The following is a 26945-nucleotide window of genomic DNA, read 5'->3' as shown; positions in this document are numbered from 1 at the left end:
CGCGGCTGCGGGCGCGGCGGCAGGGGCAGCTGCAGCGGCGGCTGCGCCGGCCTTGCCTTCGGTGTCGATCTTGGCGATCAGCTGGTCGGCCACCACGGTGGCGCCGTCGCCTTGCACGATTTCCGCCAGCACGCCGGCCGAGGGAGCAGGCACTTCGAGCACGACCTTGTCGGTCTCGATTTCGATCAGGATCTCATCGACGGCGACAGCCTCGCCGGCCTTCTTCTTCCACGTGAGCATCGTGGCTTCCGCCACGGATTCGGACAGTTGGGGGACTTTGACTTCAACGATAGCCATGGGAATTCTTTCGGGGTTTGTTTCTGCTTTTTGTGTGTTCGGGTTTCCGGCCTTACTTGGTCAGGACAAACCCCTTGAGCTTGGCGAACGCGCCGTCCACCAGGGCCTTTTGCTGCTCCTGGTGCAGGTGCGAATAGCCCACCGCGGGCGATGCCGAGGCGGCACGGCCGGAGTAACCCAGCTTCTGGCCTTCGAGCATGTTCTCGTGGATGTAGTGCTGCACGAAGAACCAGGCGCCCTGGTTCTGCGGCTCGTCCTGGCACCACACGATGTCGGTGGCGTTCGGGTACTTCTTCAGCTCGGCGGCGAAGGCCTTGTGCGGGAACGGATAGAGCTGTTCCACGCGCAGGATGACGACGTCGTCGGCTTCCTTCTCTTCGCGCTTCTTGACCAGGTCGTAGTAGACCTTGCCCGAGCAGGCGATCACGCGCTTGACCTTCTCGGCCTTCTTCTCGATGGCTTCGTTCTGCTCCGGGATCACCGTCTGGAAGCTGCCCTTGGTGAACTCGGACAGCGGCGAGGTCGCGTCCTTGTTACGCAGCAGCGACTTCGGCGTCATGATGATCAGCGGCTTGCGCAGGTGGCGGACCATCTGGCGGCGCAGCACGTGGAAGATCTGGCTGGCGGTGGTGGGCTGCACCACCTGCATGTTGGCGTCGGCCGACAACTGCATGAAGCGCTCCAGGCGGGCCGAGCTGTGCTCGGGACCCTGGCCTTCGTAGCCGTGCGGCAGCATCAGCGTGATGCCGTTCACGCGGCCCCACTTCACTTCGCCGGAGGCGATGAACTGGTCGATCACGACCTGCGCACCGTTGGCGAAGTCGCCGAACTGCGCTTCCCAGATCACGAGCGTGTTGGGGTCGTTGGAGGCATAGCCGTATTCGAAGCCCAGCACCGCCTCTTCGGACAGGATGGAGTCGATCACGACGAACGGAGCCTGGTTCTCGCTGACGTTCTGCAGCGGCACGTAGGTGCCCGTGTCCCACTTCTCGCGCTTTTGGTCATGGATGACCGAATGGCGGTGGGTGAACGTGCCGCGGCCGCAGTCTTCGCCGGAGAGGCGCACGGGGAAGCCGCTGGCCACCAGCGAGGCGAAGGCCATGTGCTCGCCCATGCCCCAGTCCACCGGAATGTCGCCACGGCCCATGGCGGCGCGGTCGTCGTACACCTTCTTGACCAGTTGGTGCGGCGTCACGCCTTCAGGGATGGTGGTGATCTTTTCGGACAGGCGCTTCCACTCGGCCAGCGGGATGGCGGTGTCGCCGGCATCGGTCCACTTCTTGCCCAGGAAGGGGCTCCAGTCCACCGCATACTTGCTCTTGAAGTTGGTCAGTACCGGATCGACCGTGTGCTTGCCCGCATCCATGGCGGCGCGGTAGGCCTTGGACATGTCGTCGCCCAGGGTCTCGCCCAGGCCCTGCGTGGCCAGCTTGTCGGCGTACAGCTTGCGGGTGCCGGGGTGCGCGCCGATCTTCTTGTACATCAGCGGCTGGGTGAGCGCGGGCGTGTCCTGCTCGTTGTGGCCCAGCTTGCGGAAGCAGATGATGTCCACCACCACGTCCTTCTGGAACTCCATGCGGAATTCGAGGGCGAGCTGCGTGGCGAACACGACCGCTTCGGGATCGTCGCCGTTCACGTGCAGCACGGGCGACTCGATCATCTTGACCACGTCCGTGCAATACAGCGTGGAGCGGCTGTCGCGCGGATCGGAGGTGGTGAAGCCGATCTGGTTGTTGATCACGATGTGCACCGTGCCGCCCGTGGAGTAGCCACGGGTCTGGGCCAGTGCCAGCGTTTCCTGGATGACGCCCTGGCCGGCGAAGGCCGCGTCGCCGTGCACCAGCACGGGCAGCACCTGCTTGCCATGCGGGTCGGCGCGGCGGTCCATGCGGGCGCGCACCGAACCTTCCACGACGGGGTTCACGATTTCCAGGTGGGAGGGGTTGAAGGCCAGCGACAGGTGCACCGGGCCGCCAGGGGTGCTGACGTCGGAACTGAAGCCTTGGTGGTACTTCACGTCGCCTGCCGGCAGGTCTTCCGGAGCGGTGTGGTCGAACTCGGCGAACAGGTCCTTGGGCATCTTGCCCAGCGTGTTCACCAAAACGTTCAGGCGGCCGCGGTGGGCCATGCCGATCACGATTTCCTGCACGCCCTTGGTGCCGGCGGCCTGGATGAGTTCATCCATGGCGGCGATGAAGCTTTCGCCGCCTTCGAGCGAGAAGCGCTTTTGGCCGACGTACTTGGTGTGCAGGAAGCGCTCCAGGCCTTCAGCGGCCGTGAGGCGGTCCAGAATGTGCTTTTTCTTGTCGGGACCGAAGCTGGGCTTGCTGCGGATGGTCTCGAGCTTTTCCTGCCACCAGCGCTTCTGGTTCTGGTCGGTGGCATACATGTATTCGACCCCGATCGAGCCGCAGTACGTTTCGCGCAGCGCGTTGATCAGCTCGCGCAGCGGCATGGCTTCCTTGCCGAAGAAGGTGTTGCTCGTGTTGAACACCGTTTCCTGATCGGCATCGCTGAAGCCGTAGAAGGAGGCTTCGAGTTCAGGAATCTCAGGGCGCTCGGTGCGCTTCAGGGGGTCCAGATCGGCCCAGCGCTGGCCGACATTGCGGTAGGCCGAGATCAGTTGCTGGACAGCGGTGCGCTTGCGGCCCATTTCGGAGTCGGCGCCGGTGGCACCGACGACCTTCGTGCCGCCTTGCTTGGCGCGCTCGGCGAAGGCATTGACCACGGGCAGGTGGGGCACGTCCTTGGCGTTCGAGCCATCGACGGCAGGCACGTGCTGCAGGGCATCGAAGTATTCGCGCCACGTGTCGGGCACGCTGCCGGGGTTGACGAGATAGTTCTCGTACATCTCTTCGACATAGGGCGCATTGCCGCCGAAAAGATAGGTGTTGCCTTGGTAGGCTTGGTATACGGATGTCGTATCGCTCATATTCCGCTGACCTCCGCTTCCCTGAGGGAAGCATTAGCTGGTGGGTGAAACCTTCCGCGACACGGCTGAACCGATTGGCGGATGCGACTGTGGCTGGGGAAGGGCCGGGGGTGCGGGCGCCATTGTGCCACCGAACGCCCAGGAGCGAGCCCTACACGGCGTAAGCGCGTGTTCCTTCGCCGCCGTGTCATGGCGGTCGCTTACATTTCGTCATTATCCGTACCCCGCCTCTATGAATTCACCCACCCTTCAGAGCCGCACGCTGTTGCTTCTTCTCATCGCGGTCACTGTCGCGTTCTTCGCCATCCTGTGGCCGTTCCACGGGGCGGTTTTCTGGGGCGTCATCCTGGCGATCCTGTTCACGCCGCTGCACCGGCGGCTGCTGCGGCGCATGCGGGGGCGGCGCAACCTGGCCGCCCTGTGCACCCTCGGACTGTGCCTGGTGATCGTGATCCTGCCCATGACCTTCATCAGCATTTCGCTGGTCCAGGAGGCAGGGCTCATCTACGAACGCATGAAGTCGGGGCAGCTCAACTTCGGCGCCTACGTGCAGCAGGTGCTGAGCGCCCTGCCCTCCTGGCTGCTGGGCCTGCTGGACCGCTTCAACCTGACCTCGGCCGCCGAGGTGGAGGCCAAGCTTTCGTCCGTGTCGGTGCAGGCCGGCCAGTTCCTGGCCACCAAGGCGCTGGACGTGGGCCAGAACACGCTGCAGTTCATCGTGAGCTTCGGCATCATGCTGTACCTGCTGTTCTTCCTGGTGCGTGACGGCAGTTCGCTGGTCAACCGCATCCGACAGGCGGTGCCCCTCGACGAGGAACACAAGCGGCAACTGGCCAGCAAGTTCACCACGGTGATCCGCGCCACCGTCAAGGGCAACATCGTGGTGGCCGCCGTGCAGGGTGCGCTGGGCGGGGTGATCTTCTGGATCCTCGGTATCCAGGGCCCCATCCTCTGGGGCGTGCTGATGGCCTTCCTGTCGCTGCTGCCAGCCATCGGCGCGGGCCTGATCTGGGGCCCGGTGGCCATTTATTTCTTCGCAACCGGCGCCATCTGGCAGGGTTCGGTGCTGGTGGCCTTCTGCGTCTGCGTGATCGGGCTGGTGGACAACGCCCTGCGCCCGGTGCTGGTGGGCAAGGACACGAAGATGCCGGACTACATCGTCCTCATCTCCACCCTGGGCGGCATGGCGCTGTTCGGGCTGACCGGTTTCGTCATCGGCCCGGTGATCGCAGCACTCTTCATCGCCACCTGGGATTTGTTCTCCCAACCCACCGATTCCCCGATAAAGTAATCGCGCAGCATCCGCCGGCCTGCGTGCCGGCCGCCTTGCGCCATGCCCCAGATTTCGCCCCGTCGCATCGTCCTGCTGGCCCTCGTGCTGTCGGCAGGCATTGGTGCGCTCTTCGTGCGGGCGATCCTCACGATCCGCGACGACGCCTGGTCGTACGCGCTGCACACCAACAGCAGCCTGGCACGCACCATCGAGCAGAACATCCAGCGCACCCTGAACGGCTTCGACTACTCGCTGGTCGGGGTGGCCAAGAGCCTGTCGGACCCCGGCCTTCCGAGCCTGACCCCGCAGATGCGCAACACCTTCCTGTTCGACCACTCCCTGCACACGCCCGGCCTGGGCGCGGTCGCGGTGCTGGATGACAAGGGCAACTTGATAACGCGCTCCACCAGCCTGGAGCCCCTGAACCTCAACCTGGCCGACCGCGATTACTTCCAGGTGCACCAGACCAGCCAACGCGAGGGGCTCTACATCGGGCATCCCATCCGCGGCCGGGTCTCGGGCTCGTACAGCCTGCCCATCAGCCGCGCGTATTTCCGCAGCGACGGCAGCTTCGGCGGCGTCGTGGTGGGCACCGTGAGAATCAACTATTTCAAGGAGCTGTTCGCCTCCATCGACGTCGGGCCGATGAGCCGCGTGGAGCTGTGGAGCACCCGCGACGGCACCACCGTCGCGCGCTTTCCCTACGCCGAAGGGGATGTCGGCCAGCCGATGGACGACGCCAGCCTGCTGGCCCGGCTGCAGACGGTCGACAGCGGCAGCTACACGGCGCAGGACCCGCAGGACCGCACCGAGCGGCTGCACACCTTCCGCCGCATCGGCAACTACCCGCTGGCGGTGAGCGTCGGGCAGTCGGCGGACACCATCCTGGCCAAGTGGCGCGCCAGCGCCAAGGTGCTGGGCGCGTTCGCGGTGCTGTTGATGGCGGCCTGCCTGGGCCTGTCCGCCCTCTTCGCGCGGGAGTTGCAGCGCCGCCAGGCCATCGCGGCCCAGCTCAAGCAGGCCGAGCACGACACGCGCACCATCCTGGACAACCTGCCTTCCATGGTGAGCTACTGGGACAAGGACCAGCACAACCGCTTCGCCAACCAGGCGTACATGGACTGGCTGGGCGTCTCGCGCGAGCGCATGCCCAACGTGAAACTGCTGGACGTGCTCGACCGGGGAACCTACGAACACGCGTTGACGCACATCCGGCAGGCGCTCAAGGGCCACAAGCAGGTCTTCGAGCGGACCATGCCCCTGCCCTCCGGCGAGGTGCGCCACACGCTGGTGTCGTACATCCCGGACAAGGAAGGCGACGAGGTGCAGGGCATCTTCGTGCAGATCGACGACCTCACCGACCGAAAGCGCATGGAAGACCTGCTGTTCGAGGAAAAGGAGCTGATCCGCCTGACGCTGCAGTCCATTGGCGATGCGGTCATCTGCACCGATGCCGAGGGCTGCGTCACCTACATCAACCCGGTGGCCGAAAAGATGACCGGCTGGCAGGCCTTTCATGCCGCGGGATCGGACATCGACGACGTCGTGCCGCTGCACGAGGCCGGCAGCGACAGCGGCTTGAGCCCCACCCGCAAGGCGCTGGCCGAAGGCCGGGCCCAGCCCTCGAAACGCGGCGTGGTGCTCCAGTGCCGCGACGGACGGCGCATCGACATCGAGAAATCGGTCAGCCCCATCACCGACCGGCACGGGCACGTCACCGGTACGGTGATGGTGCTGCGCGACGTGACCGAGGCCATGGAGATGTCGCGCCGTATGGCCCACCTCGCGCAGTACGACGTGCTGACCGACCTGCCCAACCGCGTGCTGCTGCAGGACCGCGCCCAGCAGGCCATCGCGCACGCCCTGCGGGATGACCGCAGCCTCGCGCTGATGTACATCGACCTGGACGGGTTCAAGCAGGTGAACGACACCCTCGGCCACGATGCCGGCGACCTGCTGCTGGTGCAGGTCGCCCGCCGCTTCAAGGGCGCCGTGCGGCATTCCGACACGGTGTGCCGCCAGGGGGGCGACGAGTTCGTCGTGCTGCTGCCCAAGCTGGACAACGCCGACCAGGCCTGCCTGGTGTCGCAAAAGATCATGGCCGCGTGCGAACCGCCGTTCGATCTGCAGGGCGAGGTCCGGCAGATCGGCCTGAGCGGCGGCATCGCGCTGTTTCCGCAGCATGGCCGCAATTTCGAGGAGCTGTCGCGCAGCGCCGACATGGCGATGTACGCGGCCAAGCGCGCGGGGCGGGGGCATTTCCGGCTGTATGCCGGGCCCGACCAGGAGCCCACCATCGTGCCGGCGGACAAGAAATGACGGAATAAACGCCGGCAAGGCCTACAGTTCCGTCCCCAATCAGCCGATACCTCCTTCATGTCCCTGTCCATCTCCTCCGCCTCCAGCACCTCCTCCACCAGCGTTTCGGGGAGCCGCTCTTCGGGCCAATCGAGCGGTGACATCGCGGCGCTTCAAAAGCAGCTCAAGGACCTCACGGCCGACCTCAAGCAGGCGTCGGCAGAAGCCAGCCAGGCGTCCGACCCCAACGACGCCAAAGCCAAGCAGCAGAGGCTGCAGGCGCTGCAGAACCAGATCCAGCTCGTGCAGCAGCAGATCGCAGCCATCCAGCAGGCCCAGCAACAGGAGCAGCAGCAAAAGGCCATGGAGAAGGCCATGGAGCAGCAGCAGTCGGCCGACCAGAAGAAGACGCCGCCCGCCGCCTCCACCACGCTGGGCACGCAGGTCGATACCTTCGCCTGATCGCCACACACGGCGCCCAGACAGACCGCACGAACGCGCGGCGCGCCCCAATGCCTCAAGCCTGCGATTTGCTATTTAATTGATAGCAAACAGGACAATCAATACGCCGGCATGGGGCCGAAAACACCCAAAATCGGCTCAACCCTCCCCATCCAGCCCGGCCGCGGACACCAGCCTCTGGGTGTAGGGGTGCCGGGGCGCATCCAGCACCGCCTGCACCGGGCCCGACTCCAGCACCTCGCCGTCCTTCATCACGATCACGTCGTGCGCCATCGCGCGAATGACGGCCACGTCGTGCGTGATGAGCAGGTAGCTGAGCGAGCGCTCCTTCTGCAGGCGCTGCAGCAGTGCCAGCACCTGCTGCTGGATGGTGACGTCGAGCGCGCTGGTGGGCTCGTCCAGCACCAGCAACCGGGGGCTCAGGATGAGCGCACGGGCAATTGCCAGCCGTTGGCGCTGCCCTCCGGAAAACTCGTGCGGATAGCGCGCCAGCAGACCCGGGAACTGCGCGTCGGTCAGTCCCACGTCCTCCAGCGCCGACTCCACGCGCGCGCGGCGGTCGGCGGGCGGCAGTCCGGGCTCGTGCACCCGCAGGCCCTCGCCCACGATCTCCTCGACCGTCAGGCGCGGCGACAGCGACGAAAACGGGTCCTGGAACACCACCTGCACCTGCCGGCGCAAGGCCTGATTGGCCGGGGTATTGCGCTGGGCCGGCAGCTGCCAGCCCTGCCCTGCGATCCGCAGGTCGCCCTGGTACGGCAGCAGCCCCAGCAGCGCCTGCGCCAGCGTGGACTTGCCCGAACCCGATTCGCCCACCACGCCGAGCGTGCGGGCTGGCGCGATGGAAAAGTCGGCCCCCTTCACCGCCACGAACTCCCCGCGGCGGAACCAGCCGCGGATGCCGGGCAGCGGCGTGGCATAGGCCACGCGCAGCGCGTGCGCCTGCGCGGCGGGTACCGCCGTGGCCGAGGCCTCCGGCTCCAGCACGTCGCGGCGCGGCACGCTGCCGATGAGCCGCTGCGTGTACGCGTGCTGCGGCGCGCGGAACACGTCCGACACGGCGCCGGACTCCACCAGCACCCCGTGTTCCATGACCGCCACGCGGTCCGCGAACTTGCGCACCAGGTGCAGGTCGTGGGTGATGAGCAGCACGGCCATGCCGGTCTGGCGCTGCAGGTCGGACAGCAGATCGAGGATCTGGCCGCGCAGCGTCACGTCCAGCGCGGTGGTGGGCTCGTCGGCCAGCAGCAGGCGCGGGCGGCTGGCCAGGGCCATGGCGATCATCGCGCGCTGGCGCTGCCCGCCCGACAGCTGGTGCGGGAACGCGTCCGCACGCCGGGCCGGCTCGGGAATGCCGGTGCTGGCCAGCAGTTCGACGGCCGCCTGGCGGGCCTGGGCGCGCGAGAGCGCCTGCTTGAGCTGCAGCACCTCGGCCACCTGGTCCCCCACCGCCATGAGCGGGTTGAGCGCCGTCATGGGCTCCTGGAACACCATGGCGATGTCGCCGCCGCGCACACCGCGCATCTCGCGCTCGGACAGGGCCAGCAGGTCCTGCCCGTCCATCAGCGCCCGGCCGGTGATGTGCGCATCGCCCGCCAGCCGCAGGATCGACAGCGCGGTGATGGTTTTGCCCGAGCCCGATTCACCCACCAGCGCGAGCTTCTCGCCCGCCGCGATGTCGAAGCCGACCCCGCGCACCACCTCTTTGTCGCCGAAGCGCACGTGCAGGTCCTGCACCTGCAGCAGCGGCGCCGACGAGGCGGCAGGCGAAGTGCCGGCCGAAGACGATGAAGCAGCAGAGTGTGGAATCGGCGCGGTGCCGCGCATGCGTGCGTCGCTCATGAATGGTCTGCCTTGCGGGGGTCGAGCGCATCGCGCAGCGCGTCGCCCATGAAGGTGAGCAGCAGCAGCGTGACCACCAGCGCCGCGAACGTGAACAGCGAAATCCACCAGGCGTCGATGTTGTTCTTGCCCTGGTTGAGCAACTCGCCCAGCGACGGCGTGCCAGGCGGCACGCCCAGGCCCAGGAAGTCGAGCGAGGCGAGCGCCAGGATGGCCGCGCTCATGCGAAACGGCAGAAAGGTCACCACCGGCGTCATGCTGTTGGGCAGGATGTGGCGCCAGATGATCTGCCCGTTGGGCACGCCCAGCGCGCGGGCGGCCTTCACGTAGTCGAGCTGCCGGTTGCGCAGGAACTCCGCGCGCACATAGTCCGACAGGCCCATCCAGCCGAACAGCGACAGCAGCACCAGCAGCAGCCCGACGCTGGGCGCGAACACGGCGCTGAAGATGATGAGCAGGTACAGCTCGGGCATCGAACCCCAGATCTCGATAAAGCGCTGGAACGCCAGGTCGGTCTTGCCGCCGAAAAACCCCTGGATCGCACCGGTGATGACGCCCAGCAGCACGCCCACCACCGTGAGCGCGATGCCGAACAGCACGCTCACGCGAAAGCCGTAGATCAGCTGCGCGAGCAGGTCGCGGCCCCGGTCGTCCGTGCCCAGCCAGTTCTGCGATGTGGGGCCGGACGGGTTGGGCGACTTCGCGAAATAGTTCAGCGTGTCCGGGCCGTAGGGGTTCAGCGTGTATAGCGCCCAGTTGCTGCCCTGCTGCAGGCGCTCCCGGATGAACGGGTCCAGGTAATCGGTGGGGGTGTCGAAATCGCCGCCGAAGGTCTTTTCGGAATAGTCGTGCAGCATGGGCAGGTAGGTCTGCCCTTCGTAGCGCACGATCAGGGGACGGTCGTTGCTGATCAGCTCGGCCACCAAGCTCAGGGCCACCAGCGCGCTGAACAGGATCAGGCTCCAGTAGCCCAGCCGATTGCGCTTGAAGCGCCTCCACGCACGGCGGCCGGGCGAGAGCGACGGAGCCACGGGCACCGCGCCGCGCGGGGGGCGGCCATCGGCCGGCTCGGGGGGGTTAGTCAAACTTGACACGCGGGTCCACCCATACGTAGCAAAGATCGCTCACCAGCTTGGTCACCAGCCCGATGAGGGTGAAGAGATAGAGCGTGCCCAGCACCACGGGGTAGTCGCGCCGGATCACGCTTTCGTAGCTCAGCAAGCCCAGGCCGTCGAGCGAGAACAGCGTCTCGATCAGCAGCGAGCCGGCGAAGAACGCCCCGATGAACGCTGCAGGAAAGCCCGTGATGATGGGAATGAGGGCATTGCGGAACACGTGCTTCCACAGCACCTGCCGCTCCGACAGCCCCTTGGCGCGGGCCGTGAGCACGTATTGCTTGCGGATCTCTTCGAGAAAGGCGTTCTTGGTCAGCATGGCCGTCACCGCGAAGCTGCCCAGCACCATGGCCGTGACCGGCAGCGTGATGTGCCAAAGGTAGTCCACGATGCGCGCGCCCCAGGTCATCTCGTCCCAGTTCGCCGAGGTGAGCCCCCGCAGCGGAAACCACTGCAGCTGCCCGCCGAAGATCACCAGCAGCGCCACGCCCAGCACGAAGCCCGGGATGGCATAGCCCACCAGCACGATGAGCGTGGTGACGAAGTCGAAGCGCGAGCCCGCCCGCACCGCCTTGGCCACGCCGAGCGGCACGGCCACGAGGTAGCTGATGAAGAAGGTCCACAAGCCCAGGCTGATCGACACGGGCAGCTTTTCCTTCACGAGTTGCCACACGTCCTTGTTCTGAAAGAAGCTGCGGCCCAGGTCGAACCGCGCGAACTGTCCGAGCATCTGGAAAAAGCGCTCGTGCGCCGGCTTGTCGAAGCCGTAAAGCGCCTTGATCTGCTCCAGCCGCTTCGGGTCCACGCCCTGCGCGCCCCGGTAGGCCAGGCCGCCGCCTTCGGCCCCGCCGCCGCGTCCCATCCCGGCCTTGGACTCGGCCAGGTACTGCTCGACGGGGCCGCCCGGTACGAACTGGATCACCACGAAGGTCAGCAGCAGCACGCCCAGCAGGGTGGGCAGCATGAGCAGCACGCGCTTGAGGATGTAGGCGAACATGGCGGCGGTGGGGTTCGGAAAGTGAGCGGGGTCTGGACGGTGGGCCGGGGGTGCGTGCGGATCAGCGCCGTGCGGGGTCCGGCGCCGTCTGGGGCGGCATGCGCGCCCACCACGTGTCGATGGCCCAGGCCTCGCCCGTGGAATACGGCGGCAGCGTGGCCGGCCGCTCCAGGCGCCAGGCGTTGTAGACCATGCGGTGCGAAGGCGCGGTGTACTGGGGAATCAGGTAGTGCCCGTGCGCGATGACGCGCTCCAGGGCATGGCAGGCGGGCAGCAGTTCGTCCAGCGTCTTGGCCGACACGATGCTGCGGATCATCGCGTCCACGGCCTTGCTCTTCACGCCGGGGAAGTTGCCCGAGTCTTCCGTGTCCGCCGCCTGCGAGCCGAACATGTCGGCCAGCTCCTGGCCCGGATTGTTGGTGCCCTGGTACGCGATGGTGGTGATGTCGAAGTCGAACTTGCTCAGGCGCTGCTGGTACAGAGCGAAATCCACCGCCCGGAAGTTCAGCGTGATGCCGAGCTTTTGCAGGTTGCGGATCCACGACGACAGCGACCGCACGCCGACTTCGCTGCTGTCCAAATACTCCAGCACCATGGCCTGGCCCTGCGCGTTGCGCAGCGCGCCGTCCCGGACCTCCCAGCCCGCCTCTTTCAAAAGGGCCTGGGCACGGCGCAGGTTATCGCGCAGCGTGGTGCCGCCCTCGGTGCGCGGCGGCGTGGTCATGGGGCCGAAGGCGCTGGCGGGAAGGCTCTGGCGCCAGGGCTCCATCAGCGCCAGCTCCTCGGGCGTGGGTGTGCCGCGGGTCTCGCACAGGGTGTTGCCGAACAGGCCGTTGATGCGCTGGTAGGCGCCGTAGAACAGCTGGCGGCTCATCCACTCGAAGTCGTAGGCCAGTCCCAGCGCTTCGCGCACGCGGGCATCCTGCAGCAGCGGCCGGCGCGTGTTGAGCACGTAGCTCTGGAAACCCGAAGGCAGCTTGTGCTCGAAGTTGCCCTTGACCAGCTCGCCGGTATCGAACTTGCGCCCCGTGACGCGGCGCGCCCAGTCGCCCGCGCTGAAAAAGCGCATGAGGTCGAACTCGCCCGCCTTGAGCGCCTCCAGCCGCGCGGTGTTGTCGCGGTAGATCTTCACCAGGATGCGGTCGAAATTGGCGGTGCCCTTGCGCACGTTGAGATCGCGCGCCCAGTAGCCGGGATCGCGCACGTAGGTGATGTCCTTGCCGAAGCGCACCGGCCCAATCTTGTAGGGGCCGCTGCCGATCGGGATGTCCATCACCACCTGATCGAAGCGCTTGGCCTTGCCGTTCTCCACGCCCCAGTCGCGGCTGAAGACCGGCAGCCCGCCCACCGTGAGCGGCAGCTCGCGGTTGGGGTGCTTGAAGCGGTAGCGCACCGTGCGGTCGTCGATCACGTCGATGCCCGCCACGTCGAACAGCGCCGTCTTGTAGGCCGGCGAGGTGTAGGGGCCCATCAGCGTGTCGTAGCTGAACTTCACATCCTGCGCCAGCACCGGTTTGCCGTTGTGAAAGCGCGCTTCGGGCCGCAGGCGGAACACCACCGAGAGGCCATCGGCGGCCACCTCCACGTCCTGCGCCAGCAGGCCGTAGCCCGTGGCGGTCTCGTCCAGCGAGCCGGTGAGCAACGTATCGAACATCAGGTCCGACAGGTAGGCCGGGGAATTGCCCTTGATGGTGAACGGGTTGTATTTGTCGAAGGTGGAAACGCGCAGGTTGCTCACCAGCCGCAGCTCGCCGCCCTTGGGCGCGTCGGGGTTGACGTACCCGAAGTGGTCGAAGCCCGCAGGCATCCGGGGCTCGCCCCACAGCGCATAGGCGTGTCCCGCCCACACGGGCATCGCACTACCCCACAGCAACAAGATCGGCCAAAGACGCATGCGACAATTCTGCACTACGCTGGCGGCGCCCCGACGGGTCGCATGTCACATGCCCCGGTGGGCCATCAGCGGCGCACGCGCCGCCGCCACGCCCCCAATCCCCCGCATTCCACAGGAGAAGAAACATGGGTTTTCTGACCGGCAAGAAGCTGCTTATCACCGGCGTGTTGTCCAACCGCTCGATCGCCTACGGCATCGCCCGCGCCTGCCACGCGCAAGGCGCAGAACTTGCCTTCAGTTACGTCGGCGAGCGCTTCAAGGACCGCATCACCGACTTCGCCGCCGAGTTCGACTCCAAGCTCATCTTCGATTGCGACGTGGGCAGCGACGAGCAGATCGACCGCATGTTCGCCGACCTGTCACAGGCCTGGCCGAAGTTCGACGGCTTCGTGCACAGCATCGGCTTCGCCCCGCGCGAGGCGATCGCCGGCGACTTCCTCGAAGGGCTGTCGCGCGAATCGTTCCGCATCGCGCACGACATCAGCGCCTACAGCTTTCCCGCCATGGCCAAGGCCGCCCTGCCCTACCTCAACGAAAAATCGTCCGTGGTCACCCTGAGCTACCTGGGCGCGTTGCGCACGGTGCCCAACTACAACACCATGGGCCTGGCCAAGGCCAGCCTGGAGGCCAGCGTGCGCTACCTGGCCGACTCGCTGGGCCCGCGCGGCATGCGCGCCAACGGCATCAGCGCCGGTCCCATCAAGACCCTGGCGGCCAGCGGCATCAAGGACTTCGGCAAGCTGCTGGGCGTGGTCGCCGGCGCCTCGCCCCTGCGCCGCAACGTGACCATCGAAGACGTGGGCAATGCCGCCGCCTTCCTGCTGTCGGACCTGGCCAGCGGCGTGACGGCCGAGATCATGTACGTGGACGGCGGCTTCAGCCAGACGGGTGGCATCAGCCGGGAAAGTGCCGAGCTGTCCTGAGATTCAAGCCGAATCGGCCGCCAGCGCATATTCCCCTAGGGCATTCCGCTATTAAAGTAATAGCAAAATAGTTCCATGCTTCGCCGCATCGCCATCACCGTCCTGCTGGTCTGCGGCGCGCTGCCGGCCTGGGCGCAACCCCCAGCAACGGTATCGACCGCCTCGCCGCCGCCCCTGCTGCTGGCCAACGTCTACCGCACCGGACTGCCGCTGGCGGACTACTGGGTGAGCGAAAAGTACGACGGGGTGCGCGGCTACTGGGACGGCCACCAGTTGCGCATGCGCGGTGGCGAGCGGGTGAATGCGCCCGCCTGGTTCACCCAGGGCTGGCCCGCGATGCCGATGGATGGCGAGCTGTGGGCCGGCCGGGGCCGCTTCGCCCAGGCACAGTCCACCGTGCGGCAGCAGCGGCCTGACGATGCGGCCTGGCGCCACCTGCAGTTCATGGTGTTCGACCTGCCCGCGCAGGGCGGCCCGTTCGACAAGCGCCTGCCGGCATTGCAGGCCGCCGTGGCCGGCATCGGCCAGCCCTGGGTGCAGGCCGTGCCCCAGCAGCGCATCGCCACCGACGCCCGGTTGCAGGCCCTGCTGCACCGCACGGTGCGCGACGGGGGCGAAGGGCTGATGCTGCACCGTGGGGCGTCGCTCTACCAGGCCGGCCGCAGCGACGATCTCATCAAACTCAAGACCCATGAAGACACCGAGGCGCGGGTCGTGGGCTATGTGCCCGGCAAAGGCCGGCACCGGGGTCGCATGGGCGCCTTGCTGGTGGAGATGCCCGGCGGCCAGCGCTTTCGGCTCGGCGCCGGCTTCACCGATGCGGACCGGGCGCATCCACCGCCCCTGGGCAGTTGGGTGACCTACCGCTTTCGCGGCACGCACGAGGGCGGCCTGCCGCGCTTCGCCAGCTTCCTGCGCGTGCGCGAGGACATGCACGCCGCCGCACCCTAGCAGGCCTGGGGCCGGGCTCCCACGAAAAAAGCCGCAAGGCCCCTCCGGGGTGCCCTTGCGGCTTTCCTGGATGCATTGGGGCAAGGCCCGCATCGGCTGGCGCCATCGGGTGCCAGCGATGCGGACCGCCCGGCGCGGCTTACTTGGGCAGCAGCACCTTGTCCACGACGTGGATCACGCCGTTGGACTGGTACACGTCGGCGATGGTCACGTTGGACATGCCGCCCTTTTCATCCGTCAGCGCAATCGAGGAGCCGCTGGCCTTGGCCGTCAGCGTGCCACCGGCGACGGTCTTCAGGCTGGCCGAGCCCTTGCCGTCGGCAATCATCTTGGACAGCGCGGCCGCATCGACCTTGCCCGCCACCACGTGGTAAGTCAGCACCTTGGTCAGCGTGGCCTTGTTCTCGGGTTTCAACAGCGTGTCCACCGTGCCGGCAGGCAGTGCGGCGAAGGCGGCGTTGGTGGGCGCGAACACCGTGAACGGACCGGGGCCCTTCAGCGTATCCACCAGGCCGGCGGCCTTCACGGCGGCGACCAGCGTGGTGTGGTCCTTGGAGTTCACCGCGTTGTCGATGATGTCCTTGGTCGGATACATCGGCGCGCCACCGACGGTCACCTGCGCGAAAGCGGGCATCGCAGCGGCAGACAGGGCGAGCGTGAGGCTGGCGGCGGCCAGGCGGGCATTCATGCGAAAGGTCATGGAAATCTCCGTTGTGTCAGTGGGTGGATGCCGCCCGAAAATTCGCGCGGCTGAACACTGATACGGTGCAGGAAGCCGCCTGGATTCAATCCCGTGACATTCCCATACAAAAAGCCCGGAGGCGCTGTCGCGCAGCCGGGCTTTCGGAGCCAAGGCCCACGGCCTTGCGCGGCGATCAGACCTTGCGGCCGAACGGTCCGTCGCTGCCCACCTGCACGATGTCCTCGGCGGCAGGCGCGTTCTTGCGGCTCTTGCGAGCGGACGGCGGCTGCGGTGCGGCGGCTACGCAGTCGGCGTAGTAGCGCACGTTGCCGTTGTCGTCCTCGATCTCCACCAGGCCGTGGATGTCGGTCTCGAAGCCCGGGCACAGCTTGGAGAATTCGCGCGAGAACTTGAGGTAGTCCACGATCTTCTTGTTGAAGACCTCGCCCGGAATGAGCAGCGGAATGCCGGGTGGGTACGGCGTGATCAGGCTGGTCGTGATGCGGCCTTCCAGCGCATCGATCTCCACGCGCTCGGTCTTGCGGTGCGCGATGTGCGCATAGGCGTCGCTGGGCTTCATCGACGGCGTCAGGTCCGACAGGTACATCTCGGTGGTCAGGCGCGCGATGTCGTACTTGGCATAGAGCTGGTGCACGTGCTGGCACAGGTCCCGCAGGCCCATGCGCTCGTAGCGCTTGTGCTGCTGGCAGAACTCCGGAAGGATGCGCCACATCGGCTGGTTCTTCTCGTAGTCGTCCTTGAACTGCTGCAGCGCCGTCAGCAGCGTGTTCCAGCGGCCCTTGGTGATGCCGATGGTGAACATGATGAAGAAGCTGTAGAGCCCCGTCTTCTCCACCACCACGCCGTGCTCGGCCAGGTACTTGGTCACGATGGAGGCGGGAATGCCGTTCTCGTCGAACTTGCCGTCCAGGTTCAGGCCGGGCGTGACGATGGTGGACTTGATCGGGTCCAGCATGTTGAAGCCGTCGGCCAGCTGGCCGAAGCCGTGCCACTTGCTGGCGTGGTTCTTCTTGCCCTTGCCGTCGCTGCGGATGACCCAGTCCTCGGCGCGGCCCAGGCCCTCGTCCACGAGCTTGTCCGGGCCCCACACCTTGAACCACCAGTCGTCCTTGCCGAACTCCTCTTCCACCTTGCGCATCGCGCGGCGGAAGTCCAGGGCTTCAAGCAGGCTTTCCTCCACCAGCGCCGTGCCGCCGGGCGGCTCCATCATCGCGGCGGCCACGTCGCAGCTGGCGATGATGCTGTACTGCGGCGAGGTCGAGGTGTGCATCAGGTACGCCTCGTTGAACAGCGGCCGGTCGAGCTTGACCGTCTGCGAGTCCTGCACCAGCACATGGCTGGCCTGGCTGATGCCGGCCAGCAGCTTGTGGATGGACTGCGTGGCATACACCACCGAGTGCTTGGGCCGCGCGCGCTTCTTGCCCATCGCGTGGTAGCTGCCGTAGAACGGGTGGAACGCCGCGTGCGGCAACCAGGCCTCGTCGAAATGCAGGTTGTCCACGTAGCCGTCGAGCATGCCCTTGATGGTTTCGGTGTTGTAGAGCACGCCGTCGTAGGTGGATTGCGTGAGGGTGAGAACGCGCGGCTTGACGGCCTTGGCATCCACACCCTTGAGCAGCGGATTGGCGCGGATCTTGGCCTGGATCGCCTCGGGCTCGAACTCCGACTGGGGGATCGGGCCGATGATGCCGAAGTGGTTGCGCGTGGGCTTCATGAACACCGGAATGGCGCCCGTCATGATGATGCTGTGCAGGATGGACTTGTGGCAGTTGCGGTCCACCACCACCACATCGCCGGGCGCCACCGTGTGGTGCCACACCATCTTGTTGGACGTGCTGGTGCCATTGGTCACGAAGAAGCAGTGGTCCGCATTGAAGATGCGCGCGGCATTGCGCTCGCTCTCGCCGATGGCGCCGTTGTGGTCCAGCAGCTGGCCCAGTTCCTCGACCGCATTGCACACGTCGGCGCGCAGCATGTTCTCGCCGAAGAACTGGTGGAACATCTGTCCCACGGGGCTCTTGAGGAACGCCACGCCGCCGGAGTGGCCGGGGCAGTGCCAGCTGTACGAGCCGTCTTCGGCATAGTCCAGCAGCGCCTTGAAGAACGGCGGCTGCACGCTCTCCAGGTAGCTCTTGGCTTCGCGGATGATGTGGCGGGCCACGAACTCCGGCGTGTCCTCGAACATGTGGATGAAGCCGTGCAGTTCCCGCAGGATGTCGTTGGGCAGGTGGCGGCTGGTCTTGGTCTCGCCGTGCACGTAGATCGGCACGTCGGAGTTCTTGCGGCGCACCTCGGCGATGAAGGTGCGCAGGCTCAGCACGATGGGGTCCAGGCCCGAGCCGAGGGTGAACTCCTCGTCGTCGATCGACAGGATGAACGCGCTCGCGCGGCTTTGCTGCTGCGCGAACTGCGACAGGTCGCCGTAGCTCGTGACACCCAGCACCTCGAAGCCCTCCGACTCGATGGCCTGCGCCAGCGCGCGGATGCCCAGGCCCGACGTGTTCTCGGAACGATAGTCCTCGTCGATGATGACGATGGGAAAGCGGAATTTCATGCGCAGCCTCCGAGCGAGCGGGCCCAAAAAACGAAACAGGCGCGAAGTGTAAGGAATAACGTTGTCACGCCTTTGACGGTCCGCTCTTTTGACCCAGAATGTGGTGCACTAAACACAACGAGGAGCGCGCAGTGATAGAGCAATCCACCCTCTGGTGGCTGATGGCGGGAGGGGCCGTCGCCGTGGAGCTGTTCACGGGCACGTTCTACCTGCTCATGCTGGCCATCGGCCTGGCCGCCGGCGCCCTTGCGCCCATGCGGGCGGCTCGGTCGCGGCGCAGCTGCTGGCCGCAGCCGCGGTCGGGTCCGCGGGCGTGGTGGGCTGCTATGTGTTCCGTAAAAAAGAACCCGGGCGCCCAGCCCGCATCGAGCAACCGCGACGTGAACATGGATGTGGGCGAGTCCGTGAACGTGGAGATCTGGAACGCCGACGGCACCGCGCAGGTGCGCTACCGAGGCGCCCAATGGACGGTGGTCCTGCGCCCCGGCAATGCCCCCTCCTCCGGCATGCACCGCGTGGCGGAAGTCATCGGCAACCGGCTGCTGGTCGACAAGCTCTGAGGCCGGACCCCTCACGCACCGCCACAACGCAACGCCAAGCACCCACCCCAATCTTCACCATCGCAAAGGACCCCATGGAAATCATTGCCCTCGTCATCGTCGTCATCGCCGGCATCTTCATCGCTCGCTCGGTGAAGGTGGTTCCCCAACAGAACGCCTGGGTCAAGGAGCGGCTGGGCAAATATGCCGGCACCCTCACGCCGGGGCTGAACTTCCTCGTGCCATTCGTCGACCGCGTGGCCTACAAGCACAGCCTCAAGGAAATTCCGCTCGACGTGCCCAGCCAGGTCTGCATCACGCGCGACAACACCCAGCTGCAGGTGGACGGCATCCTCTACTTCCAGGTGACCGACCCCATGCGCGCCAGCTACGGCTCCAGCAACTACATCATGGCCGTCACCCAACTGGCCCAAACGTCGCTGCGCAGCGTGATCGGCAAGCTCGAACTCGACAAGACCTTCGAAGAGCGCGACATCATCAACGCCCAGGTGGTCCAGGCGATCGACGAGGCCGCGTTGAACTGGGGCGTGAAGGTGCTGCGCTACGAAATCAAGGACCTCACGCCGCCGGCCGAAATCCTGCGCTCCATGCAGGCGCAGATCACGGCCGAGCGCGAAAAGCGCGCCCTGATCGCCGCTTCGGAAGGCCGCCGCCAGGAGCAGATCAACATCGCCACCGGCGAGCGCGAAGCGTTCATCGCACGGTCGGAGGGCGAAAAGCAGGCGCAGATCAACAACGCCCAGGGCGAGGCCGCCTCCATCACAGCCGTGGCCGAAGCCACTGCCCAGGCCATCGAACGAGTCGCCGCGGCCATCCGGCAGCCGGGCGGCGAACAGGCCGTGCAGCTGAAGGTGGCCGAGCGCGCCGTGGACGCGTACGGCAAGGTGGCCGCCGATGCGACCACCACGCTGATCGTGCCCAGCAACATGAGCGAAGTGTCCGCCCTGATCGGCTCCGCCATGAAGATGGTTCAAACGACCCAACGCGCGCCTTGAACGGCGCTTCAACGGTTTTTCCTAAAACGGGCCAAAACCACTGCTACAATCGCGGGCTTCGGAGAGGTGGATGAGCGGTTTAAGTCGCACGCCTGGAAAGCGTGTGTGGGCTAATCCCCACCGCGGGTTCGAATCCCGCCCTCTCCGCCAAAGACAGTCCTGATTCCCAGTCGGGAATAAAAAAGCCACCCTCGGGTGGTTTTTTTATTGCATGCGGCACCGCAGTGCTGACACCCCGTTGGCCCCTACATGACCAAGGTGGCGAGATTCGCAGCCGCGACGCCAAGCACCTCCACCGCACGGCGATTGGCCGCCTCCAGCGAGGCGCGGGCCCCATTCCCCGAAAACCAGTGAAAGGCGAACGCCGACGCATAGGCGTCCCCTGCACCCAGTGTGGACACGACGGTGATGCGCTCTGCAGGGTGGTGGTGGCCGTGCAGCCCATCGAAGAACGCCGCACCGCCAGCGCCGAGGGTGACCAGCACCCCTTGTCCCTGTGGACGTGCCAGGGCCGCGGCAAGCGCCACAGCCTCGTCGGCACCCAGCTCCGGGGTGCAGGCCAGGCCTCGGTGGGCGGCCAGCCACTGCGCTTCGATCGCGTTCAGGCAGACCAGGTCTGCCGCGTTTAGCAACCGTTCCAAGGAGTCGGGCGATTGGCGCAGTGAACGTGCGCCCGGATTGACCACCAGTTGGAAAGGCCGGGACGGCAGGCCCGCCAACGCGTGGTTCAACTCGTCGGTGGCGGCATCGGACAACGCGGACACATAGACAAGCTCGGCTTGCATGAGCATGGCAGAGGCATCCGCCAACGACAGTCGGGTACTGGCACCGCGCTGCGCGAACACGGTGGCATCGCCCTGCGGGTCCAGGTGGATCACGGCCTTTCCCGTGGGGCATCCGGGGATGGTCTGCACACGTTCCACCGCGATGCCTTGCCGGTCCAACGTGTCGCGCAGCCATCGCCCTTCCACATCCGCGCCGACAGCGCAGCAGGCCGTGACCTGTGCGTGAAAGGCCGCAAATCCGAGCGCCGCGTTCACGGCACCGCCCCCGCTGGACCATCGCACGCTGGCCACGTCGTGTTTGGCTCCGGGGCCTCGCACCACGTCCACCCCTGCAACCACGATGTCGAGCGTGGCACCGCCAATCGTCAGGACACGCACGTCAGACCCCGACCATGGCAGCGCCGATCACACCCGCCGAATTGCCCAGCCTGTTGCGCAGCACGGGGGTGTGGAACTCATCGTTGAAGACCATGCGCTGCAGCCGAAGAGCGCCCTCCTCATACAGTTCATCCATGCTGGCAAGCCCCCCGCCGATGACGATCACATCCGGGTCCAGCACGGCGACCACATTGGCGACCGCGCCGGCAAATTGGCTGAGAAATCGGTCCAGCAATTCGACGGCCGCGCCATCGCCATGGCGCGCCATTTCAACGATGCGGGCCGCATCGGCAGACTTCCCGGTGGACTGCTGGTAGCGGGCCTCCAGCGCGGTTCCGCTCAGGTAGCGCTCGACACATCCCTGGCGGCCGCAGTAGCAGGCAGGCCCGTCCGGATCAATGGACATATGGCCCCATTCACCGGCGATGCCATGGCGCCCGCCCCACAAACGACCATTCACCACGATGCCTGCACCCACCCCCGTGCCGAGCACCAGCCCGAGCACGCAACCGTGCCCGCTGCCTGCGCCATGACGGGCTTCGGCCATCGCGAAGCAGTTGGCATCGTTTTCCATGTTGAAGGGGCGGCCCAGCCGCTGGCGCAGATCCGCCTGCAGAGGATGGCCGTTCAGCTCGGTTGCATTGCAATTTTTCAGCAAACCGGTGGTTTTCGAAATGGACCCAGGGGTGCAGATTCCCAATGTCGTTTCTGCCCCCAAAACCACAGTGGCCAATTGGCAGTGCATTTCAATAATGCGCTGCAGCACCTGAAGATAGCCATCGCTGGCCCGGGTCTCCATTCGGATTCGCCGACATTCTCGATATTGATGGTCGAGTACGATGCCTTCGATTTTCGTCCCGCCCAGATCGATCCCGATATGGAATCTTTCCTTCGAATTTTCCTTATCCGCGTCCATGCGAAAGATACCCCCCATCCATTTGATTCTTGCGTTCGACGCTGTGGCACGCATGCGCAGCTTCAACAAAGCGGCAGACGAGCTGAATATTTCCCACAGTTCCGTCAGCCATCGGATTCGTGAACTGGAGCGATTGCTGGGCAATAGCCTGTTCACACGAACGACCCGCTCGGTCGCAATGACCCCTGAAGGCGAGTATTTGCACCAGCAGATGAAAGACGCATTGGAGACGCTGGAGGAGGCCTTCTCCGGCTTCACACAGGAGCGCAGCGTGATCCGGATCAGCGTGTTGCCTTCTTTTGCGCGCTTTCGGCTGGTTCCAGCCCTCACCGAATTCCAGCGCCTGCACCCGGCCGTCTCCATCGAGGTGTCGCCAACGACATGCAAGGTGGACGTCGATCAGGGAGAGGCAGACATTGCCATCCGGTTCGCCAAAGCCCGCCCCCAGGCCCACCATTGCGAACCGCTGCTGGAGGACGAGTGGTTTCCAGTGGCAGCTCCCGCCTATCTGAAACGGTGCAATGCACCCGGCATCGAGGCTCTGTTCAAACGCGCGGTGTTCCTGTCCCATAGCAGGCAGCCCTGGGAACCCTGGCTGAAGAAGGCCGGCATACAGATTTCGCCGGCGCAGCGCACGCTGACCTATTCCGACACGGGCTTCATGCTGGATGCAGCCCTCAATCTGCAAGGGATCGCACTGGGTCGGCGTTCTCTGGTGAAAGGCCTTCTGCAAAACGGCAGTTTGGTGCGGGTTTCCGACATCGCCATTCCGTCGGAGCAAGCTTATTTCCTGCTCGCATCGGAGCGGGCCCTGATCTCTCGCCACGGCAGCACGGTGATCCATTGGATCCGTGCTCTGGTGCAAGACGGCTAATGAACGATGGTGAGCACGATGCCGATCAACACACCTGAAATCGCCAGCATTTTTTGGCGGATGAATCGCTCTGCAAAGAACAGCGCGCTCAAGGCGAACACCATGATGAGATTGGTGCGCCGAAGCACCGATATCACCGAGATCAGCGCACCCTCGGCCTGCACGGCCGTGAGATAAATGAACTCGGCCAATACGTATGCGGCGGCAATCGCAGGGACCGCCCAATTTCGGGACAGCAGGCTTCGGCATTCCATGGCCCCGAAAACCCAAGGCAGTAAAAGCAGCGCCATGCCGCCCCGCTGAATGGCCGAGTACGCCTGGACGGCGGCCAGATCCAAATGCAGGGTTGCCAGAATGTGCTTGTCGTAGAGGGCGTTGGCCGAAGACAGCAACGTGGCCGCGAGCATGCAAAACACCCACCCGTTGCGCTGAAACCGGATGCCCTCTTTTTGCCCGATCAGGGAGAACAGATAGTAGGAACCCATGGAGACAGCGAGCCCCATCCATTGCCACCAGTTGAGTTGCTCGGACAGGAAAACGATGGCGCCGACCGCCGTCCAAAGCGGCCCGGAAGCGCGCACTCCCGCGGAGATCGATAACGGCAAGGATTTGACCGAGTAATACGAAAGAATCCACGTGACCACCATCATTGCCGATTTGGGCAGCAACGCCAGCTGCTCGGCCCGGGTCAACGCTGCAGGGTGCAAGCCCAGGGGCTGCAGTGTGTCGGCCCAGGCAGCCGGAAGGAAAAAGAAAGGGGCCCAGATCAGCGCCCCGAGAACGGACGACCACAGCACCACCTCCAGGACCGTTTTTTCCCTGAGGGCGAGTTTGGTCAAAAAGTCGTAGGTTCCCAGCACCAACCCGGCCAGCAGGCCCAAGGCAATCCATGTCATGTTCGGGCATCAAAGTGCGAGAAAGCCGCCGTCCACGGGAACCACTGCGCCCGTCAAAAATGATGCCTGGGGACTGCTGAGCCAAAGCACGGCTTGTGCGACCTCATGCGACTCGCCGACGCGCTTCATGGGCAGGCGCTCGGCCCATCCCTCCAGCCCGCCGGAGACAGCACTGGAGCGGGCCAGCATCTCCGTGGAGATCGGCCCGGGGGACACGGCATTCACGCGCACGCCATAAGGCGCCGCCTCGACTGCGGCCGCCTTCGTCAGCGCAAGCGCTGCATGTTTGGAAGCGGTGTACGCGCCCGTGCCTTCCAGAATCGTGCGATGGGCATGCACGGAAAGGTTGTTGACGATGCAGCCCGAGCGCCGCTCGTACATCGGTCTGAGCAAATGCTTCATGCACAGCATGAGCCCGGTGCAATTGGTGCGCATCACTGCTTCAAACGCGTCGATGTCTTGGTCGACGATGGCCGATGCCGTTCCAACTCCCGCATTGAGGAAGGCGATATCCACCACGCCAAGACGGCGCTCGACTTCGTCCATCAGGTTCATCACGTCGTTCTCGCTGCCGACATCGCAGGCCACCGCGAAGCCGATGCCGCCGGCGTCCAGAATCATCTTGGCGGTCTCACCGCAAGAAGACACCGTGCGGCCCGCGATGGCCACCTGGGCGCCCTGCTTGGCGAAAGCAAGCGCCGTCGCCCTCCCGATGCCCGTGCCTCCGCCTGTCACCAGCACCACCCTGTCCTTGAAAGCGTTCATGGGGTCCAACCTGACAACGAGTTCAGCAACGATGCGATGGCCCTGGCCAGCACGCCATCCTGGGCAGACGCGGCACCGCTGATTCCGAGTCCGCCCACCAAGGTTCCTCCCACCAGCAGCGGAACACCGCCTTCCAGGGGCAGGACGTCGGCCAGGGCGAGATAGGCGGTCTTGCCCTGTTCCAGCGCCTGCTGCATCGCGGCGGTGTCCCTGCGGAAATAAACCGCTGTCCGCGCCTTCGCAATCGACGCGTCGATCGATCCCAGAAAGGCATCGTCCGCACGGGCAAACGCCAGAAGGTGTCCCGAGCTGTCCACTGCCGCCGCCGAAACGGCCAGGCCTTCGTCCAGGCCTGTGATCAGCGCGCTCTGCACCAATTGCTGCGCCTGACTGGCGCTCAGCCGCGAAAGACCGGTTTCAGGCATCTGCATGCGCCATCTCCTCGGCAGCAATGCGGATGGCATCGGCGTCCACATCATTCACAAAGCGGCATGCGCCGATCCCGTCGGGCAGTGGCAGTCGCTGCCGGCCATCGCGATGACGCATCGTGTCGGCCAGCGCCTCCTGCAGCAGGCCAGGCTGCTCGAAAAAGCGATGCCGCAAAGGCAATTGCATGGACTTCATGACACGCACGACCCGACGTACATCCTGGTCTGCAAGGAGCCCTCTCGCCCGTGCCAGGCGGCAAGAAAACAGCACATCCAAAGCGACCGCCTCGCCATGCAGCAATTCTGGCAGCGCTTTCATCTCGATCAGCGGAGCAAACGAGTGTCCGAAATCGACGCATCGGTCCAGCGTGAGCTCCCACAGGTTGGGAGCCAACTCTTCCAGCATGCCCTCCACCGCCAGACCGATGACCTCTGGAGCGACGATCGCATCCTGAAAGCGGGTCAGCAGCAGCATCCCGGAGTGCCGCTCCAGCAGGTCGAACAACCGAGGGCTCTTGATCACCGCGAGCTTGAGCAACTCTCCCATCCCATTGGAGAGCTCGCGGGACTCCACCGTCGACAAAAAGCTGCGATCCAGCAAGGCAACGGTAGGCGCATGGTATGAACCCAGGCGGTTGCGACGATCCATTGCATTCACGGCGGTCTTGATACCGACCGCGGCATCCCACAGCGCCATCGCGTTGGTAGGAACCTTGACGTAGGGAATTCCTCGCCGATACAGCCCCGCCGCAAAACCGACGAGGTCCAGCAACACACCACCGCCAATGGCAACCACGGGCTCAGAACGGCGCAGCACCCCTGCCGATTCGAGGTGGCGAGCGATTGTCATGGCCGTCTCCAAGTCTTTCGTTTCTTCCGAAACGGAAAGGCTCAGGATGGAAACGTCTACTCCATGGTGAGCATAGTAGGCGCGCATCTCTTCGCCATAAAGTTGGTCCACGTGCGCATCGATCACGAGGGCTTGGCGCAAACCAGGCTGTGCCCTGCCGCAGGTGATCAATTCGAGGGCATCGAGCCTGAAGATGCCATCGATCTGTCGCACTTCGTATGAAACCTCCTGTGTCGCGTGCACCCTCCAGCCATGCGCCTCGAAACGGTTCAGCGCGCCCATGCTCGCCGGCCATATCACCCGATCGTTCATCCATGCCCTCCCTTTTTTGTAGGGGGCCAAGCGTATTGCGAAGCGACGCCGGCATTGCTGAACGTTTCGCGAGCTTTCTACGGCTTGGTTGATGAATCCTTCGCAAAGGTATGGGAGCGGCTCAAAGCCCAGGCAGGCTTCCTGGCGTGCCCTTTGCCCGCATGAGGCCATAGAGCGCTCCAGCGGCTACTGAATCAGAAACGGTGAACGCAGGTGCAAAGGAAAAATGGAGAGGTGGGCTTTGGGGCTGTGAGATCCCGCAAAGCCCATGCAGCCAGTGCATGCTGCAAGACAAAGAAAAAACGGGCTACCGCTTTTGGCGATAGCCCGTTGATTTTTTTTATAAATGGTCGGCGTGGCGGGATTCGAACTCGCGACCCCTTGCACCCCATGCAAGTGCGCTACCAGGCTGCGCTACACGCCGACAAGACTTAGATTATATGCACAAAAAACTCAGTTCAAGGAAAGCAGCGCACGAATTTCAAATAATTCCCGCCGCAGGATCTGTGTATCCAAAAGCGCAATCGAGGACAAAGTCGCCGATGGGCTCGACAAGTCGGCCCCATGTGACGCTTGCAGAGCAAAAGAGGAGCTGCCATCCAACTCCGGCGACAACGAATCGCCCTCTTGCAGGCGATTGCGCGCTCCGCTGATCGTGAAGCCTTGCTCGTACAGAAGGTCCCGGATACGACGGATCATGAGCACCTCGTGGTGCTGGTAGTAGCGGCGATTTCCCCTGCGCTTCATGGGCCGAAGCTGCGTGAACTCCTGCTCCCAATAGCGCAGTACGTGCGGTTTGACGCCACAGAGCGCGGCCACCTCTCCAATGGTGAAATACCGTTTGGCCGGGATGGGAGGAAGCGGTGTGCCCATGGGACGCGGTTTCTAGCGAATAAACAAGCAGCGTACTGCAGCCGGAACAAAGGCGCCAGCCACTTCCGTTCA

22 protein-coding genes, 2 tRNA genes and 1 pseudogene are annotated in these 26945 nt (G+C 65.1%); 9 read left to right on the top strand and 16 right to left on the bottom strand.

Annotated features, from left to right (window positions below):
• The coding region (locus AC27IO_RS04650) for a biotin/lipoyl-containing protein (RefSeq protein WP_498737552.1) at window positions 1–297 on the bottom strand (297 nt) is incomplete at its 3' end.
• Between the two features lie 52 nt (window positions 298–349).
• Window positions 350–3229, bottom strand: coding sequence for a 2-oxoglutarate dehydrogenase E1 component (locus AC27IO_RS04645; protein ID WP_284430830.1), 2880 nt, complete (start codon window positions 3227–3229; stop codon window positions 350–352).
• A gap of 232 nt (window positions 3230–3461) precedes the next feature.
• Here AC27IO_RS04645 and AC27IO_RS04640 point away from each other — a divergent pair, with 232 nt between their 5' ends.
• Genes AC27IO_RS04640 through AC27IO_RS04630 form a run of 3 tightly spaced genes read left to right on the top strand, consistent with a single transcriptional unit; the run spans window position 3462 to window position 7262 of the window.
• Entirely contained in the window at window positions 3462–4520 is a 1059-nt protein-coding gene (locus AC27IO_RS04640; protein WP_284430829.1) for an AI-2E family transporter, read from the top strand.
• Between the two features lie 42 nt (window positions 4521–4562).
• Window positions 4563–6821, top strand: coding sequence for a diguanylate cyclase domain-containing protein (locus AC27IO_RS04635; RefSeq protein WP_498737549.1), 2259 nt, complete (start codon window positions 4563–4565; stop codon window positions 6819–6821).
• Window positions 6822–6878: 57 nt separating this feature from the next.
• Window positions 6879–7262, top strand: a complete 384-nt coding sequence (locus AC27IO_RS04630; RefSeq protein ID WP_284430827.1) for a FlxA-like family protein — start codon at window positions 6879–6881, stop codon at window positions 7260–7262.
• A gap of 138 nt (window positions 7263–7400) precedes the next feature.
• Here the strand turns inward: AC27IO_RS04630 and AC27IO_RS04625 are convergent, their stop codons facing one another.
• The 4 genes from AC27IO_RS04625 to AC27IO_RS04610 form a co-directional block, all read right to left on the bottom strand.
• Window positions 7401–9104: an ABC transporter ATP-binding protein gene (locus AC27IO_RS04625; RefSeq protein ID WP_498737547.1), complete on the bottom strand. Its 1704-nt coding sequence runs from the start codon at window positions 9102–9104 to the stop codon at window positions 7401–7403.
• A complete protein-coding gene (locus tag AC27IO_RS04620) occupies window positions 9101–10198 on the bottom strand; it encodes an ABC transporter permease (protein ID WP_372588246.1) in 1098 nt (365 codons plus the stop codon). Before AC27IO_RS04620 ends, AC27IO_RS04625 begins: the two co-directional genes overlap by 4 nt.
• Window positions 10182–11216 carry a microcin C ABC transporter permease YejB gene (locus tag AC27IO_RS04615; RefSeq protein WP_498737545.1) on the bottom strand — a complete coding sequence of 345 codons (1035 nt, stop codon included), beginning with the start codon at window positions 11214–11216 and terminating at the stop codon, window positions 10182–10184. Before AC27IO_RS04615 ends, AC27IO_RS04620 begins: the two co-directional genes overlap by 17 nt.
• 61 nt (window positions 11217–11277) lie before the next feature.
• Window positions 11278–13110, bottom strand: coding sequence for an extracellular solute-binding protein (locus tag AC27IO_RS04610; protein ID WP_498737543.1), 1833 nt, complete (start codon window positions 13108–13110; stop codon window positions 11278–11280).
• Between the two features lie 125 nt (window positions 13111–13235).
• Here AC27IO_RS04610 and fabI point away from each other — a divergent pair, with 125 nt between their 5' ends.
• Together fabI and AC27IO_RS04600 are read left to right on the top strand one after the other, a co-directional pair.
• Entirely contained in the window at window positions 13236–14033 is a 798-nt protein-coding gene (gene fabI, locus AC27IO_RS04605; protein ID WP_498737542.1) for an enoyl-ACP reductase FabI, read from the top strand.
• A gap of 75 nt (window positions 14034–14108) precedes the next feature.
• Entirely contained in the window at window positions 14109–14984 is an 876-nt protein-coding gene (locus AC27IO_RS04600) for a DNA ligase (protein WP_498737541.1), read from the top strand.
• A 139-nt stretch (window positions 14985–15123) separates the two neighbouring features.
• On the opposite strand, the gene AC27IO_RS04595 is transcribed toward AC27IO_RS04600, so the two are convergent.
• Window positions 15124–15684 (bottom strand): fasciclin domain-containing protein, encoded by a 561-nt coding sequence (locus AC27IO_RS04595; RefSeq protein ID WP_284406391.1) that lies wholly within the window; start codon window positions 15682–15684, stop codon window positions 15124–15126.
• Between the two features lie 175 nt (window positions 15685–15859).
• The gene (locus AC27IO_RS04590; RefSeq protein ID WP_272563822.1) at window positions 15860–18241 is read right to left on the bottom strand and encodes an arginine/lysine/ornithine decarboxylase; all 2382 of its coding nucleotides are present in this window, start codon (window positions 18239–18241) and stop codon (window positions 15860–15862) included.
• Window positions 18242–18375: 134 nt separating this feature from the next.
• Here AC27IO_RS04590 and AC27IO_RS04585 point away from each other — a divergent pair.
• From AC27IO_RS04585 to AC27IO_RS04575, 3 genes and pseudogenes are all read left to right on the top strand, one after another.
• Window positions 18376–18801 (top strand): annotated as a pseudogene (locus AC27IO_RS04585) (NfeD family protein).
• A gap of 74 nt (window positions 18802–18875) precedes the next feature.
• On the top strand, window positions 18876–19796 hold the full coding sequence (locus tag AC27IO_RS04580) for an SPFH domain-containing protein (protein WP_272563823.1): 921 nt from the start codon (window positions 18876–18878) through the stop codon (window positions 19794–19796).
• Window positions 19797–19856: 60 nt separating this feature from the next.
• Window positions 19857–19946: transfer RNA gene (locus AC27IO_RS04575), tRNA-Ser, on the top strand.
• 95 nt (window positions 19947–20041) lie between these two features.
• On the opposite strand, the gene AC27IO_RS04570 is transcribed toward AC27IO_RS04575, so the two are convergent.
• The gene (locus AC27IO_RS04570) at window positions 20042–20959 is read right to left on the bottom strand and encodes a carbohydrate kinase family protein (protein ID WP_498737538.1); all 918 of its coding nucleotides are present in this window, start codon (window positions 20957–20959) and stop codon (window positions 20042–20044) included.
• A 1-nt stretch (window position 20960) separates the two neighbouring features.
• The gene (locus AC27IO_RS04565; protein WP_498737536.1) at window positions 20961–21941 is read right to left on the bottom strand and encodes an ROK family protein; all 981 of its coding nucleotides are present in this window, start codon (window positions 21939–21941) and stop codon (window positions 20961–20963) included.
• Here AC27IO_RS04565 and AC27IO_RS04560 point away from each other — a divergent pair.
• Window positions 21928–22749: a LysR substrate-binding domain-containing protein gene (locus AC27IO_RS04560; RefSeq protein ID WP_498737534.1), complete on the top strand. Its 822-nt coding sequence runs from the start codon at window positions 21928–21930 to the stop codon at window positions 22747–22749. The two genes, AC27IO_RS04565 and AC27IO_RS04560, sit on opposite strands and share 14 nt — an antisense overlap.
• On the opposite strand, the gene AC27IO_RS04555 is transcribed toward AC27IO_RS04560, so the two are convergent.
• From AC27IO_RS04555 to AC27IO_RS04530, 6 genes are all read right to left on the bottom strand, one after another.
• Entirely contained in the window at window positions 22746–23645 is a 900-nt protein-coding gene (locus AC27IO_RS04555; RefSeq protein ID WP_284430820.1) for a DMT family transporter, read from the bottom strand. The two genes, AC27IO_RS04560 and AC27IO_RS04555, sit on opposite strands and share 4 nt — an antisense overlap.
• A gap of 9 nt (window positions 23646–23654) precedes the next feature.
• Window positions 23655–24410, bottom strand: a complete 756-nt coding sequence (locus tag AC27IO_RS04550; RefSeq protein ID WP_498737532.1) for an SDR family NAD(P)-dependent oxidoreductase — start codon at window positions 24408–24410, stop codon at window positions 23655–23657.
• Complete coding sequence (locus AC27IO_RS04545) at window positions 24407–24841, bottom strand: GlcG/HbpS family heme-binding protein (RefSeq protein ID WP_284430818.1); 435 nt, start codon at window positions 24839–24841, stop codon at window positions 24407–24409. Before AC27IO_RS04545 ends, AC27IO_RS04550 begins: the two co-directional genes overlap by 4 nt.
• On the bottom strand, window positions 24828–26000 hold the full coding sequence (locus AC27IO_RS04540) for a sedoheptulose 7-phosphate cyclase (RefSeq protein ID WP_498737529.1): 1173 nt from the start codon (window positions 25998–26000) through the stop codon (window positions 24828–24830). The genes AC27IO_RS04545 and AC27IO_RS04540 overlap by 14 nt, the downstream gene beginning before the upstream one ends.
• Window positions 26001–26347: 347 nt before the next feature.
• Window positions 26348–26424: transfer RNA gene (locus tag AC27IO_RS04535), tRNA-Pro, on the bottom strand.
• 29 nt (window positions 26425–26453) lie between these two features.
• Entirely contained in the window at window positions 26454–26873 is a 420-nt protein-coding gene (locus AC27IO_RS04530) for a MerR family transcriptional regulator (protein WP_284430816.1), read from the bottom strand.
• Between the last annotated feature and the right edge of the window lie 72 nt (window positions 26874–26945).

The sequence above is a fragment of the Acidovorax sp. KNOB132 genome (assembly GCF_057541515.1).
This window is presented reverse-complemented; position numbering and strand designations above follow the sequence as displayed.

Excerpts from the sequence above, each read along its gene's own strand:
- AC27IO_RS04610 (WP_498737543.1), bottom strand. The coding sequence starts at position 13,110 with ATGCGTCTTTGGCCGATCTTGTTGCTGTGGGGTAGTGCGATGCCCGTG.
- AC27IO_RS04545 (WP_284430818.1), bottom strand. The coding sequence starts at position 24,841 with ATGCAGATGCCTGAAACCGGTCTTTCGCGGCTGAGCGCCAGTCAGGCG.
- AC27IO_RS04645 (WP_284430830.1), bottom strand. The coding sequence starts at position 3,229 with ATGAGCGATACGACATCCGTATACCAAGCCTACCAAGGCAACACCTAT.
- AC27IO_RS04555 (WP_284430820.1), bottom strand. The coding sequence starts at position 23,645 with ATGACATGGATTGCCTTGGGCCTGCTGGCCGGGTTGGTGCTGGGAACC.
- AC27IO_RS04580 (WP_272563823.1), top strand. The coding sequence starts at position 18,876 with ATGGAAATCATTGCCCTCGTCATCGTCGTCATCGCCGGCATCTTCATC.
- AC27IO_RS04550 (WP_498737532.1), bottom strand. The coding sequence starts at position 24,410 with ATGAACGCTTTCAAGGACAGGGTGGTGCTGGTGACAGGCGGAGGCACG.
- AC27IO_RS04530 (WP_284430816.1), bottom strand. The coding sequence starts at position 26,873 with ATGGGCACACCGCTTCCTCCCATCCCGGCCAAACGGTATTTCACCATT.
- AC27IO_RS04640 (WP_284430829.1), top strand. The coding sequence starts at position 3,462 with ATGAATTCACCCACCCTTCAGAGCCGCACGCTGTTGCTTCTTCTCATC.
- AC27IO_RS04630 (WP_284430827.1), top strand. The coding sequence starts at position 6,879 with ATGTCCCTGTCCATCTCCTCCGCCTCCAGCACCTCCTCCACCAGCGTT.
- AC27IO_RS04540 (WP_498737529.1), bottom strand. The coding sequence starts at position 26,000 with ATGAACGATCGGGTGATATGGCCGGCGAGCATGGGCGCGCTGAACCGT.
- AC27IO_RS04600 (WP_498737541.1), top strand. The coding sequence starts at position 14,109 with ATGCTTCGCCGCATCGCCATCACCGTCCTGCTGGTCTGCGGCGCGCTG.
- AC27IO_RS04635 (WP_498737549.1), top strand. The coding sequence starts at position 4,563 with ATGCCCCAGATTTCGCCCCGTCGCATCGTCCTGCTGGCCCTCGTGCTG.
- fabI (WP_498737542.1), top strand. The coding sequence starts at position 13,236 with ATGGGTTTTCTGACCGGCAAGAAGCTGCTTATCACCGGCGTGTTGTCC.
- AC27IO_RS04615 (WP_498737545.1), bottom strand. The coding sequence starts at position 11,216 with ATGTTCGCCTACATCCTCAAGCGCGTGCTGCTCATGCTGCCCACCCTG.
- AC27IO_RS04595 (WP_284406391.1), bottom strand. The coding sequence starts at position 15,684 with ATGACCTTTCGCATGAATGCCCGCCTGGCCGCCGCCAGCCTCACGCTC.
- AC27IO_RS04625 (WP_498737547.1), bottom strand. The coding sequence starts at position 9,104 with ATGAGCGACGCACGCATGCGCGGCACCGCGCCGATTCCACACTCTGCT.
- AC27IO_RS04590 (WP_272563822.1), bottom strand. The coding sequence starts at position 18,241 with ATGAAATTCCGCTTTCCCATCGTCATCATCGACGAGGACTATCGTTCC.
- AC27IO_RS04560 (WP_498737534.1), top strand. The coding sequence starts at position 21,928 with ATGCGCAGCTTCAACAAAGCGGCAGACGAGCTGAATATTTCCCACAGT.